General features: G+C 62.0%; 13 protein-coding genes. 6 read left to right on the top strand and 7 right to left on the bottom strand.

All coding sequences use genetic code 11. From position 1 onward, the window contains the following. Nucleotides 1-29: 29 nt before the first annotated feature. Complete coding sequence (locus tag RMR04_RS00595; RefSeq protein ID WP_311909283.1) at nt 30-530, top strand: ester cyclase; 501 nt, start codon at nt 30-32, stop codon at nt 528-530. Nucleotides 531-788: 258 nt separating this feature from the next. On the opposite strand, the gene RMR04_RS00590 is transcribed toward RMR04_RS00595, so the two are convergent. The 3 genes from RMR04_RS00590 to RMR04_RS00580 form a co-directional block, all read right to left on the bottom strand. Then, nucleotides 789-1,427: an FMN-binding negative transcriptional regulator gene (locus tag RMR04_RS00590; protein WP_311909282.1), complete on the bottom strand. Its 639-nt coding sequence runs from the start codon at nt 1,425-1,427 to the stop codon at nt 789-791. Between the two features lie 61 nt (nt 1,428-1,488). Continuing rightward, nucleotides 1,489-1,707: a rubredoxin gene (locus RMR04_RS00585; protein ID WP_410492123.1), complete on the bottom strand. Its 219-nt coding sequence runs from the start codon at nt 1,705-1,707 to the stop codon at nt 1,489-1,491. Nucleotides 1,708-2,113: 406 nt separating this feature from the next. Next, a complete protein-coding gene (locus RMR04_RS00580; RefSeq protein WP_311909281.1) occupies nt 2,114-2,539 on the bottom strand; it encodes a DoxX family protein in 426 nt (141 codons plus the stop codon). Between the two features lie 69 nt (nt 2,540-2,608). On the opposite strand from RMR04_RS00580, the gene RMR04_RS00575 reads away from it, so the two are divergent. Further along, nucleotides 2,609-3,568 (top strand): LysR family transcriptional regulator, encoded by a 960-nt coding sequence (locus RMR04_RS00575; protein WP_311909280.1) that lies wholly within the window; start codon nt 2,609-2,611, stop codon nt 3,566-3,568. Between the two features lie 38 nt (nt 3,569-3,606). Here the strand turns inward: RMR04_RS00575 and RMR04_RS00570 are convergent, their stop codons facing one another. From RMR04_RS00570 to RMR04_RS00560, 3 genes are all read right to left on the bottom strand, one after another. Next, nucleotides 3,607-5,070: an L-lactate permease gene (locus RMR04_RS00570; protein WP_311909279.1), complete on the bottom strand. Its 1,464-nt coding sequence runs from the start codon at nt 5,068-5,070 to the stop codon at nt 3,607-3,609. A gap of 222 nt (nt 5,071-5,292) precedes the next feature. Continuing rightward, entirely contained in the window at nt 5,293-6,195 is a 903-nt protein-coding gene (locus RMR04_RS00565; RefSeq protein WP_311909278.1) for a dihydrodipicolinate synthase family protein, read from the bottom strand. Between the two features lie 82 nt (nt 6,196-6,277). Next, complete coding sequence (locus RMR04_RS00560) at nt 6,278-7,069, bottom strand: YggS family pyridoxal phosphate-dependent enzyme (RefSeq protein ID WP_311909277.1); 792 nt, start codon at nt 7,067-7,069, stop codon at nt 6,278-6,280. 174 nt (nt 7,070-7,243) lie between these two features. Between RMR04_RS00560 and RMR04_RS00555 the strand changes: the two genes are divergently transcribed. Then, nucleotides 7,244-8,728, top strand: coding sequence for a MocR-like pyridoxine biosynthesis transcription factor PdxR (locus RMR04_RS00555; RefSeq protein ID WP_311909276.1), 1,485 nt, complete (start codon nt 7,244-7,246; stop codon nt 8,726-8,728). Nucleotides 8,729-8,878: 150 nt separating this feature from the next. On the opposite strand, the gene RMR04_RS00550 is transcribed toward RMR04_RS00555, so the two are convergent. After that, entirely contained in the window at nt 8,879-9,691 is an 813-nt protein-coding gene (locus RMR04_RS00550; protein ID WP_311909275.1) for a transporter substrate-binding domain-containing protein, read from the bottom strand. A 243-nt stretch (nt 9,692-9,934) separates the two neighbouring features. On the opposite strand from RMR04_RS00550, the gene RMR04_RS00545 reads away from it, so the two are divergent. The 3 genes from RMR04_RS00545 (at nt 9,935) to RMR04_RS00535 (ending at nt 12,693) form a co-directional block, all read left to right on the top strand. Next, complete coding sequence (locus tag RMR04_RS00545) at nt 9,935-10,657, top strand: FadR/GntR family transcriptional regulator (RefSeq protein ID WP_311909274.1); 723 nt, start codon at nt 9,935-9,937, stop codon at nt 10,655-10,657. A 159-nt stretch (nt 10,658-10,816) separates the two neighbouring features. Next, the gene (locus RMR04_RS00540) at nt 10,817-11,839 is read left to right on the top strand and encodes an NAD-dependent epimerase/dehydratase family protein (protein WP_311909459.1); all 1,023 of its coding nucleotides are present in this window, start codon (nt 10,817-10,819) and stop codon (nt 11,837-11,839) included. Beyond that, complete coding sequence (locus RMR04_RS00535; protein ID WP_311909458.1) at nt 11,836-12,693, top strand: shikimate dehydrogenase family protein; 858 nt, start codon at nt 11,836-11,838, stop codon at nt 12,691-12,693. Before RMR04_RS00540 ends, RMR04_RS00535 begins: the two co-directional genes overlap by 4 nt. The last annotated feature ends 636 nt before the right edge of the window (nt 12,694-13,329 follow it).

Here is a 13,329-nt window from a genome sequence, read left to right as displayed (position 1 = left end):
CGGCGGCCGTGAGACATTGGAGGACTTTGATGGATACCGAACCAGCACTGAGCTTCGAAGGAACGGTTCTTAGTCCAAGGAAGGAGTTGGTCAGAAAATTCTACAAGGACATGTGGGACCACGCGGACGTCTCGCTGATCCCCGACATCTTCCATCCGGATTTCACCTTCCGAGGCTCCTTGGGACCGACGTTGGTAGGGCATTCCCAATTCGCGGACTACGTTCGTTGGGTGACTCAATCCTTGGGCGACTACACCTCCGACATCCTTGTGATGATCGAGGAGGAGGACAGGGTGTCCGCGAAGCTGCGCTTTCACGGCATCCACCGCGAGCCCATGTTCGGCCTTGCGGCGACCGGGCGTCATGTCTGGTGGAACGGAATGCCGATCTTCACTTTCGAGGGTGACAAGGTTCGGGACTTGTGGGTTCTGGGCGACATCCATGGTCTCATCGGACGCATCACGCAGAAGGGCCCAGGCGATATTGAGTTTGAAGTCGCTCCATCCGGGTCGGTGAAAGTCGGTGGCTGAAGGTCGCGCCTCGACCCCACGATTCCAGCTGGGATCGAGTGCGCCCCGCAAGCTTTCCGAAATCGTTGAACTGACCCGCAAGGGTGATCGCCGCGCCCCGGATGATGGCGTGCCAACGGCCGCACCGATGGGAGGGCGCGGGGCTAGCGCCATCCCCATGACTCCGCCCCTTCGGCCCCATGCCGCGAACACCGGAGCCAAAGATGCGCACGTTCATCCGACGTCACGGATTAGACCACCGTCGTCGTCACGGTATTTTCAAACGAGTTTGGCCGCGGCTGCCTCTAGCATCCTCTCGCCAACATATGTGTCGCCCCGCTCGACCAGATTTTCTCCGGCGCCGCGGATATCGCGTTCTTCCTTGTTTTGGCTCAGCTTGAATTTCCCCACGAGGCGCGTGATCTCGATTTCGATACCGACGATCGCCTTGAGCATCGCATCGATGAAGTCCTTGGGGGCATCCGTCATCTTCCACGGCACGGGCTGCGACGCCTCGTGCGTACGGGTCAATCTCGCGACCATTCCACGAACGTAACGCTCGTCGTCCCTGATCGTGACACGACCATGAGCATGGACGACGAGGTAGTTCCACGTCGGCACCTGCTTGTGGAAGTCGTGCTTGCTCGGATACCACTGAGGCGAGATGTATGCGTCCGCCGCGCGGAATACGACGAGCACCTCGTCCCCCGAGGCGATATCCTGCCAAACAGGATTGTTGCGGGCGACGTGGCAGTGCAACACGCCATGCGGCCCCTGCGTGCGGTTCAGCTCGAATGGAATGTGGTTGGCGTCCAGCCCGCTCTTGCCGTGCGTGACAAGGACGCCGAGAGCGTTATTGTCGATAAAATCGCAAAGCGTCTCAAGGCGCGAAACATCAAAATGCGGCGGCACGTACATGGTAGCTCCTTGGCGGCCATCTGCGGCGCCACGTTGAAAGGTTCCAACCCCCTGGGCGACTTCAGAGCTCCGTCATCTCAAAGTCACCCTTGGCCGCACCGCAGTCTGGACAAAGCCAGTCCTCGGACACGTCGATCCACCGCGTACCGGGTGGGATGCCTTCGTCCGGCCAGCCGTCCCGCTCGTGATAAACGAGGCTACAAAGCGCACAGATCCAGCTTCTAAGCGGGATTTGCACGGGTTCGACGCTAGACGACAATGGGACGACCAGGTCTTTCATCGTGCTCCCATCGACCGACGAGCCTTCGACATAGCTCCACACCAAGCGACATCTTGGATCGAACCTGGCCCAGCTAACAGGGCCAGTTTACGCGAATGTCGATGATCCAGTTCCGTTGTGCCGTGGCCCCGCATGGCTTTGCGACAGCATGGACCGATGCCGACATTCCAGTGTCGCGTCGACCTGTTTGAGATGCCGTCTGCCAAAGCGTTGGACTTCCCACGAACCCGCTGTCCCGTAGGACGAACGCTGGGAGGGGCCGGCGCGACCAGCCATGTGCCCGCGCCTCGAGGGCGCGGCGAGAATGATCGCTTCTTCTCAGTATCGAAGGAGCGATCGACCGCGACAACGAAGGCGGCTCACAGCGGCGCGAGCTGGCGGTCGACTTTGCAGACGGCAAGCCGGTCTATCGGTTGGATGCCGACGGTGCGACGGTGGCCGTTGGGGCAATGGCATGAGCGCCATCGCCCAACAACGCAATCGACACCAGGGCAGCCGTCCAAAAGAGCGGGTATTCCCAACCTCCGCCCGCGCCGCTGAACAGCCATCCATTCCCGGAGTGGGCCCAGGTGGCGCCCAGCATGACGGGGGTGGCGGCGATCGCCGCAAAGCGGGTTTTGATGCCGAGTATGAGCATTGCGCCCGTTACGATTTCCACGACGAGGACGCCCCACGCGAGCAATCCCGGCAAACCTATCGACTGAAAGAAGGCCGTCGTACCAGCCATCGTGAATACGAATACTTTTAGAAGAAGCGAATGCGCCAGCAGCGCCAGACCTGTGGTGAGGCGGAGCAGCAAGATGCCGTAAGGAGCGCTTTTTAGTTCGATCATTTCTTCTCTCCGTTTGGCGCAGCGACCGATCCGGCGCGGCGGTGTGCCTGACCGATAGGATGTGCTAAATTGCTTCACCAGATGGAAAAAATGGCGAAAGACTCTGCGAAAATGCACAGCTGGAATTGGGACGACCTGAGGTTCGTGCTCGCGGTCGCTGAGCACAGGACCCTGGCAGGCGCCGGGCGCGCCATGCGGGTGAATCACACGACGGTTCTTCGGCGCATCAATGCGTTCGAGCAGAGCTATGGATTGCGATTATTCGACCGCCTGCCACATGGCTACGCATTGACGGACTCGGGCGACGAGTTGCTCAAAGCTGCGAACGAGATGAGCACCATCGTCGATAACTTGGAACGCAAATTGACCGGGAGGGATCTTCGGTTGGAGGGCATCCTTCGCATCACGACATGCGACACGCTGATGGGCTCTGTCCTGCCGGGGATCTTGAGAGCGTTCAGTGCGCTTCATCCCGGCATAACCTTGGAAGTCACGACGGGTAGCTTCGTCACGGACCTCGCGCAAAGGGACGCGCATATAGCCATCCGCACCGGAGACGACATCCCCGACAGGTTAATCGGACGCAGAATTTCGGATGTCGGTTTCGGGATCTACGCTGCAATGGACCTGGTCGAGCAGAATGAAAACGTGGAGCCGCGCGCGTTCGATCGTTGGCTCGTTCCTGACGTCACCCTTGGCGGAATGGGCATCTCTCGTTGGCTGAACAAAAACGTGCCAGCTGGCGCGGTTGCCCTTCGAGCGGACTCCTTGATAGCTCTGAGGCAAGCCGCCCAGGCGGGGTTGGGTTTCGCCCTGCTCCCACATTACCTAGGGGATCTGTCTCCCAACCTGAGGAGGGTCCGCTATTCTGCTCCAGAGTTCGAGACGACCGGACTCTGGGTTTTGACACACGAAGACCTTCGTCGGACGGCTCGCGTGAACACCTTCACTGCATTTGCGTCCAAGGAACTCCAGCGACTACGGCCGATTTTTTTGGGCGCCGAGAGAGTTGAAGAGCCCGCTGAGTAGCTGTCGCTTCCTGCGGCTTCAATCGGTCGCCTCTACCGTCAGACGACCCTCAGGACGACGATCAGGCCTGCGACCAGAAGGGCTGCGACCACCACCCAAACGAACGGCATCATCATGCGATAGGCGTCCCGCTCATGCCCCGGAGTGCCCGCCAGGGCGCAGACGATGGACATGCGTACCGGCGAGACGATGTTGAGCGATAGCGCCGCGGCATGCTGGAGGGCGATCACAGCTTCCACGTTCAGGCCGGCGTCCGTCGCCAAGCTGATCTGAGGCGCCATGAAGAGGCCGTTTGCCGCATTCCCCGTGTTTGCCAGCGCTCCGAAGATCGCTGAGATGAACAGGGTGAGCACGACCGCCCACCTGCCGAGGCCGTCGAACAATCCGCGGGCGAGCCCTCCGGCTATGCCCGAACCCGAAAGCAGTTCCGCCATCATCGCAAAGGTGATCACGGTGAGCACCGCGAGGCGACCCGTCCGCCAAGCCGCGGCCATTTCGGTGCCAAGCGTATGCGTGCGAGCACGCAGGACCGCCGTCAATATGGCGGCGACGATCAGCCATGAGCCCGCGTGGAAAAGAGGCCACCAAACCGGTGCCCCCTGAAACGGCTGGATACGGGCCGCGTTCTGAAGGAGGTCTCTCAGGGGTGGAGAAAGCCTTATGACGACGAGAAGGGCGATGAGAAGGGCCACCGGTGCCAGTCTCGCAATGGCAAGGCGGATCTGCCGACCGCTCGGACGTTCGTCCAAGAGGTAACGCACCACGATGATGGGGCCATAGGTGGCCAGCATCGCGGCCTCCGCGCCAAACCACGCCGTGGCGGCGATGACCGATGCCAAGCTCCCGCAAAGCCAGAGCACCTCGTTGATCCGTTCGCGCCAACCGCCGGCGACGCCCGCGCGATCCGCCATACGCCAGAAGATCGGTAGCCAAAGAATGTTCAGAACGGCGAGAATGCAACCTACGTTCACGGCCATCCGCGTCGGATCGGTTCGTGCGAAGGCGGCGGCCACCAAGATCCCGCTGCTCATTCCTCCCCAAAGGATCAACGTCTGGCTCAGCAAGCTGAATGCAAGCAAGTAGATGGGCTGCACCCCCAGCCGTCGCACCAACACCATCGTTCCAACGATCCCGACGCCGAACCCGGTCGCAGACTCGGCGAACGGACCAATCAGGAAGCAGGCGGCGAAAAGCAAACGGCGCCGGGCCCTAGCGGACTCCGAAACTGACCGCGTCTGCACGTCGGGGTCGCCGGTCTGGATCGCCAGCTGCCAGAAGAGCAAGCCCCCCAGGATGTAAGGCACCACCACCCAACCGATCCATGCCCCGCGGGCGATCGAAGCGAGGGCATCGTGGATGAAAAATGGCTGCGGCGCGGCCGTCAGGGCGACGATCGAGGCCGATATGACCCCAATTATTGAGGCGACGAGAATGCCGATGCGACCATGTGCGACCGCACCGACCACGGCAAGGGTCGGAAGGGCCCATAATAGGTAGTTCACGATCTCGATCCGCCTCCTGCGGCGTTGTCGGCGGCGCCGCATCCGAGTTCGAAGTCACGGATTCCGAATGTTGCGCGGGGATGCGCGCATTGTGCTCAGCTGTCCTTAGGCACGTCCACGCGGTCAGCGGTCTTCCTTTCTCGGCCTTGGTGCAGCTTCGCGTCGGTCCGAGCGCATTACGTTCGGACCGATCTGGATTGCCTAGGCTTCAGTCATGCGCCCTCATTTGGCGATGCCGGCGGGAAGGTGGGCGACGACTTCCGCGATGCGCCGTCTGGCGTCGGCGTCTAGGGGAAGGATCGGGCGCGGCGGCACGATGTGGGCAATCCCCAGAATGTCAGTCAACGCATAGATCACGCGCATGCTGCTGAACTGCCTGAAGAGATCCCAGACTGGATCCAACTGCGCGTTGAGGCGCCGAGCTTCGGCGGCGTCGCCCCGCTGGGCCGCTCTGACGATCTCGACGCATATTCCCGGAAATAGCCCACCGATGACGCTGTACCAGGTGTCGGCACCCGCGATCATCGCCTCCGTCGAGTTGGCATCGGCGCTGTAACCAAGGCTGAAGCCTTCGGGCGCGTTCTCTCGCGTCAGGTGCAGGTGGGCTGATGTTTCGTCCGGTGATCCCGCGATGCTCTTGATCGCGATTATGCCCGGGACGCGGGCAAGTCGGGCGACCAGTTCGGGCGTGAAGCGGAAGTGGGTGGTGAAGGGATTGTCGTAGATCACGAGCGGCAGGCCGCTCTCCCGGGCCACGGTCACGAAATGCTCGTAAACCTCGTCGACCGTCAGGGGGGTGTAGGATACGGCCGCGAGCAGGCCTGCAGAGGCTCCCGCGGCCTTCGCGTCCTGCGCGCGATGGACCGCGTTATCCGTTCTGAGCTCACCGATGCCGACGACCACCGGTGTCCGACCGGACGTCTCTTCCAAGGCGGCCTCGATAGCGCGCAGTCGCTCGGCGCGGTCGAGGTACATGTAAGCTCCCGTACTTCCGAGCAGTCCGATCGAATCGACCCCAGCTTCCACGAGGCGAGCCACGAACTTGCGCAACAGATGGGTGTCGACGCGACCTGCGGTGTCGGCGGGAGTGATGGGGAATGCGGACAAACCTGCGAGAACGACCATGATAACGATCCTGAGTGTGGGTTGGCTGAAACAGAGGGGAAGTCGGCCCGGAACCCTTGGCCGTATAGCGAAACGAGAGGCGTCAGCCGTTGCTCGCCAGGCCGGGCCAGTAATGCCCGTCGGGAGTGGGGCGGACACCGAAGATGGCCTGTCCTACGCGAACGACGTTTGCGCCCTCCTCGATCGCGGCTTCGAAATCGCCGGACATTCCCATGGAAAGTTCGCTCATCGTCGGGTTTAGAAGCGCGATTTGATCACGCAGGCGACGCAGCATCCGGAAACAGGGCCTGACTTTCTCCATGTCGGGGCTGAATACGGCCAGCGTCATGAGTCCTCGCGGGGTCAGTCGTGGGAATCGATCAAGCATGCCTACGAAAGCGTCCACCGCATCCGGATGAAGGCCGTATTTGCTCTCCTCGCCCGAAGTGTTCACTTGAACGAAGACGTCCAGTCGACGGTCTTCGCGCTCCAACCTCTCGTTCAGGAGATCGGCGACGCGCAAGCTGTCGAGGGCGTGAAACGCTCGGGCGAATCCCGCCACGAATTTGACCTTGTTGGTCTGGAGATGCCCGACGATGCTCCACTCGATCGACAGGTCGCTCAGCTCGGCGCGCTTGGAAATGGCCTCTTGAACCTTGTTCTCTGCGAACTGGCTGATCCCCGCGTCGTAGGCGCGCCGCAAGATATGGGCAGGTACGGTCTTGGTCACCGGCAGGAGTGCAATCGAGCCCCGAGACCTGCCGGACCGTCGGCACGCCCGATCCATACGCTCCTCGACCGCTGCCAGGTTCGCGCGAAAGGTGGCGCGTGGGTCCTCGCCGAAGCGCTTGATTTCGTCCTCGGACAGCGGCGGATCGACGGCGTTCCCAGTCATTGCTCGTCCTTTCGCTCAACTCGTCGCCCGGAAGTGCCGAACGTCTGCATTCGGCGCCGGCGTGGCGCCCCAGCCACCGAGAGAGACCCAATCCGCAGGACCGCCTCACGCTTGGATTTCGCCGTAGTAACGAGCATACTGGCTACTTGAGAACGTCCAGTTGCCGAGAAAATTATGAGCCAGTTCGTTGACGTGGTTGCGGCCGGTACGCAGCGAATGCGTGCCCGTGAAATTTATCAGGCCTTGAAGGATCAGATCTTAGGAGGCGTTTTCGGAAAGCAGGGTCAGCTTCCATCTTCGAGGACGTTGGCCGTAGAGCTCGGCGTTTCTCGCACGACCGTGACAGTTGTGTACGAGCAGTTGCTCGCCGAAGGCTTCATCGAGGTGCGGCAAGGGTCACGCCCCCGGGTCGCGTTGGCTGCGGTCGCGCCCTTGCGGCCAGCGATGCAGTCGAACCGTGCATCTCCGAAGCGGCCATCCGACTTCGCGAAGCGCATTGCGAACTTTGCGCCTTGGCTGGACACTCGGGGCGGCAGGTTGATCGCCGATTTCCGTTATGGCGACCTAGCCCCGGCTGACTTTCCAATCGGAGTTTGGAAGCGTGCCGTGAACAGCGCGATGGCAGCCACCCCCGAGCGGCTGGCCTATGACGATCCGCGGGGCTCCCGTCGGTTACGGACGGCGCTCCAAGGTTACCTTTGGCGTGCCAGGACGCTGCGCTGCGATCTTGAACAGATCATCGTCGTCGCCGGATCGCAGCAGGGACTGGACCTGTGCGCCCGGTTGCTCCTGAACCCCGACGACCGGTTTGCGATCGAAAACCCATGTTACGCCATGGCTCGGCAAATCTTCTCGAGCACGGGCGCGTCGCCAATCCCCATAAACGCGGACCGAGATGGCTTGAACGTGGGTGCACTGACCGACTTCGACGCGCGCCTAGCCTACGTGACGCCGTCGCACCAATTTCCGCTCGGTGGCGTCATGTCGGTCTCCCGCCGATACCAATTGCTGGAATGGGCCCGCCGTCACGAAGCCTACGTCATCGAAGACGACTACGACAGCGAGTACCGGTACGACATCAAGCCCGTGCCGCCGCTCTACGGCCTTCAGGAGGGGAGCAACGTCATCTACCTGGGGACGATTTCGAAGACGCTCTCTCCCATGCTTCGTATCGGTTATCTGGTCGTCCCCCCGGAACTTCAAAACCTGTTCGCGACGGCGAAACAGCTTACGGACCGGCATACGCCAGTGACCGAGCAAGATGCGTTGGCAACCCTCATCGAAGCGGGAGCTTACGAGAGTCATGTTCGCCGAGTCCGCCGGTCCAACGGCGAGAGACGCCAGACGCTACTGAACGCCCTTAGGCTAAAATTTGGAGACGCGATTGAAATCGAGGGAGCCGACGCTGGTCTTCACATCGTCGTCTGGTTCCGGACCCTGCCCGCTCGGATGGAAGGCACGCTCGTGAACAACGCTCGCCAGGCGCGGATCGGCATACATTCTATCGCTTCGCTCTACGACCCCAAATCGCCGGAGGCGCATCCGGATCGACTGGGGCTCGTCATGGGCTATGCCGCGCTTGATCTCAAAAGCATCGAGAGAGGCGTTCAGATCCTGGGGGACGTGGTCGCCGAGACCCTTCAAGTTACCCAGGCGTGACATGGGCTATCGTCGAGTTCTCCGACCTTGGGGGCATGATCCAAGCAAAGTGCGCGCCAGAAGATGGTCAAGCTCCCCCTTGCCCGCGCCGTGGGGTGACCTCAGCTCTTATAGGCTGTTGAGCGACACGACCCTCTCTGGCTCGCAGGATCAACGCCCAGTCTGTTCGGCCACCTCCTTCGGCAAAGGCTCGCCGAAGGCTTTCCGATAGATGCCGTCGAGCGAATTGTCAGCGAGTCTGCCTTTGACCCAGCTGTTGACCTTCTCAAGAAGCCTGTTTTCGCCCTTGCGCACGCCAATGCCTGTGACGTTCGTTTTTAGGACGATGACGGACACCATTCCCAGCGCCGGATTACGCTCCCGGACAGTGGAAAGCAGCGCCGGTGCGGTCACGTAGGCATCGGCTTGGCCGCTGAGGACCGCAGTGATCGATGTTGCGTCGTCTTCAAAGCGTATGATGTTCGTGCCCGGGACCGCATTGCTGGTTATCTCGGTGTCGTTCGTCGAGCCGCGGGTGACGGCGACGCGTTTTCCCACCAGATCGGCCAGGGACGTGACTCCGGCCGCTTTTGGCGCACCGACGACGATCTGGATACCGCTGTACGGCGCGGAGAATTCGATGACCTTCTTGCGCTCATCCGTGATGGACAGCGTCGATATCACGACGTCCGCCTGCCCCGTGATTAGGTAGGGAATTCGGTTGGCGGGCGCGGTCGGAACGATCGTCAGAGCCAGCCCGAGATCGGATGCGAGCCGTTTGGCGACCTCGACTTCGGAACCCGCATATTGTCCCAGCGAATCCAGCGATGAATAGGGCGGCGCAGCGGGGTCGATGGCCACTCGTATGGCCTTCGCCTTCTCGATAGTGTCCCACGCATCGGCGTGGGCGATCGATGCCGCACCCGCGGCGGCGAGCGCGAAGCAGGCGGCGGCGAACCGACGTCGACCAAACGTGAAGCTCAACACGAATCCTCCCATGGATCAAAAAATGCCAAGCGAGCCGGCGATGCAGGCAACGGAGGCGGGTGCAACGACGGAGACTGTGATCGCGTCACTTGGTGTCCTGTGAAGAGCGCCGTTCGAAGAGACGCTAGCCGGCCCTGGTATGATCTGTCAACGTGACAGGTATAATCTAATGGCCTGGGCTAGTTCGTTCGAAGTAGGCTAGGGTTGGAGCCGGCTTTCCGGGGAAGAGGTGCGATAGAAATGGTAGCGAAGGAGGACGGACCACGGCGGGGCCAGGTCAGCCTCGGCCAGGAAGTCTATGGGTCGATCCGCGACAAGATATCGTCCGGCGAATTCGCACGTGGAAACCTGCTTCCGCGGGAAGATGAACTCGCGCAGAGTTACGGGGTATCGCGGACCGTGCTCCGGGAGGCCCTGACCCGCCTGAGGCACGACGGGCTCATCGAGTCCAAGCGAGGCACGGGCAATCGTGTCCTCGAAGGGCGAAGCACCACGATCTTCGAAGCGGCGCCCGCGCACTCCATCGCCGACCTGGAGGCCTGCTACGAGTTCCGGTTCGGGGTCGAACCCGAGATCGCCGCGTTGGCGGCAGCTCGAGCCGATCAGAAGGCGCTCAAGCTCATTGAGGAAAGTGCGAGACAGCTGGAGGCCATCGTCGCCTCGGGTCATCTTGGCCCGGAACACGATCTCGCTTTTCACGCGGCAATCGCAAAGGCTGCCGGCAACGCCTACTACATCCAGACGATCGCGGCGATCGCGAAGCCTGTGGAGATCGGGCTCAAGGTGGCTGCGATGCTGTCCGCCGACGATGCCGTCAGGCGGCTTACGCCGACCATCACCGAACATCGCGCGATTGTTTCGGCGATCGAGGCGCGCAATCCGGCGGCAGCCAGAACCGCCATGCAGGAGCACATCCGGGCGTCGCGTCAGCGCGTTTTCATCGGCGAGCAGCCGTCCAGCTGATTGAAAGCCACTCGAACGACCGCGCCGTCCATTGTTCGCCTACCCAGCACTGGCTTGGAATCCGAGCGCCACCGCCACGCGCAGCTTGCGCACGCCTCACAGGTATGATCTGTAGATCCAATAGATCATACCTGATGACAAGACGGAGTCGCTGAAAGCATGACCACGTTCATCTCCGGAGCCACCGGTCGAGTCGGCGGTCATTTGGCTCGGGCCCTCATTGCGCGAGGCGAGGAGGTCGCCACGCTGGCATTGCCCGGCGATCCTAATCTGGTGGCGACGCAGGCGGCGGGCATTCGCTGCCATGTCGGGAATCTCGCCTCCCTCAGCGACGTCGAGCAGGCCATGGCGGGTGCCACGTCCGTCTATCACATGGCAGCCGTCATTTCCTTTCAGCCCCAGGCACGCAATCTTCTTTGGGACGCCAACGTTGTGGGAACTCGCAATGTCCTGGAAGCCGCGGCGGCCCTGGCTGTGCAAAATCCGCTGCGGCTCGTCTTTGCTTCGAGCGACCAGGTTTACCCGACGCGTTTCGCCCGTTACCGGCCGACCGACGAGAACCATCCCCGCGAGCCTTATACCTTCTATGGGATGACCAAGATGCTTGGCGAGGACATGGTCCGCTTCTTCGGCAAGACGGTCCCCGGCCTCGACACCAGCATAGCCGTCTTTTCCCATACCGAGGCAGCCGCCGAATTGATCGATCCGAACGGCGAATACTCCGGTCCGGCCTTTTACGTGAACGCCCGTGTGCGCAGCCTCAAAGCCTCGGCGACACACCATGCGGGGGCCAACTCCACCGCAGAGCTCCAGTCCGTGCTGGACATCCTGACGCCTTTGATGGCCGACGATGAGCCGCTGCTCCTCGCCTACGACCAGAACGGCCATCCACACACGCAGGAACTCATCGACGTCCGCGACATCGTCACCGGGCTCGCGCTGATACACGACAGGCCTGAAGCGGTCGGCCAGACCTTCAATCTCGCTCCGGACCATCCGGTCAGCCTTGCCGAGTTCGTCCCCCATCTGGCGAAGGCGACCGGCCGGCGGGTGATGGAAGCCCATCTGCCGATCGAACTGGGGCGGACCCACGGCAGCAACGCGAAGGCGCGAGCGATCCTAGGCTTCCGGCCGCGCTTTTCGATGTTCGACATGGTCGACGAAGCGGTTGGCGCAAAATGAGCACGCTTCGTCCTGATCTTCCCGTGCCTTTCACTGGCCGAACCCGCCTCAGCTTCTTGATCGGCACACCGATCGCGCAGGTCCTCGCACCTGGCCGGATGTCCGCTCTGATGGCAGCGCAAGGACATGACGGGATACTAGTGCCCCTCGAAGTCTTGCCCGACGACCTCCCCGACGTCGTATCGGCGCTTCGCCGCTCGCCGAGCGTCGACGCCATTCTCGCCACCCTGCCGCACAAACGAACGCTGAGTGCATTCTGCGGCCGGCTGTCCGCGCCTTCCCGGATGCTTGGCGCGGTGAACGCGACGCGACGCGCCTCCGACGGCATCTGGGAAGGCGACAATTTCGATGGTGAGGGCATGTCACGGGCGATCGAGAGAGCTGGCACGGCCATCACGGGCGCCCACATCCATATGGTCGGCGCCGGGGCTGCCGCCACGGCGATCGCGGTCTCTCTCCTCTTCAGAGGAGCACGAAGGTTGACATACAACGACGTGAACTCCGCCGCCGAAAGCACGCTGGCTGGTTTGTTGGACGTTCACTTTCCCGGCCGCACCGCCATCGCGGCAGTCGACGCGGCTGCGGACGCGCAGATCGTCGTCAACGCGAGCCACTGCGGGCTGAAGGCTTCGGATCCCCTGCCCGTCCCGGCTGAACGGCTCGCGCCGCACCAGACCGTCGCCGACGTCATCACCGATCCCCTCAAGACGCCCCTGCTGGAAAACGCCGCGGCCCTTGGCTGCCGAACCGTCGATGGCGGCGAGATGCTCGACGGCCAGCTTGATCTGCTTCTTGCTTTCATCAAGGGAGCGCCTCTGACCGGGGCGGCCGCCGAGACGTCTACGGAAGGATGAGTTGAGCCCACGGCACGCCGCCTGCGACGCGCTCGACATCATCGCGGGCCTTCACCAACCGCCTGCATGCGAGTGTCGGGCGGGTGGGCCATGCGGGTGATCGACCTGCAGCGCTGTCCGTACAGGACTCGATTATCTCTGCCAGGCAGCTGCTTTGATCATCCCAGGTTCGGCGCATCGATACCGAGCCGAAAGTTCGAACCTTACCCTCAGTGGCTAGGATGCTTGCGATTGGGGGTACGACGCTTGTCGTGAACTGCAAAAAACCGTCGAGGGTTTTCGCGCAAGGGCGTGGTGGAAATCCGCTGGCCGTGGTGCTTGGCACCCAATGTGACGACCGGACAATGCGGTCGATGGCGCGTTTAACTGTTCCAATGAGCTTGGCTCAAGACCCACCAGATGGGTGCCAAACGGTAAAGGTGATCTTTGCCTTCACCGTAGAGCCGCCCTTTGCGGGCAATCTCAACGTCGGCGCCACCTTTCGATAGCCGGGGAAGCGCTGGCTTGGTGGATCTGAGTGGAGGTGTCCCCGTTTTCGAGGAGGAATGATTTCGGCCGCCGCGCAAAATCGATTAATCCACGGAACCATTACGGCCTGATTCCCGAAGAAAACCGCCCTGCGCGGCCATGCGATCC

This window comes from Bosea sp. 685 (genome assembly GCF_031884435.1).
Lineage (GTDB): Bacteria > Pseudomonadota > Alphaproteobacteria > Rhizobiales > Beijerinckiaceae > Allobosea.
Note: the sequence above shows the minus strand (reverse complement) of the source record. Positions and strands in the feature narration are given on the sequence as shown.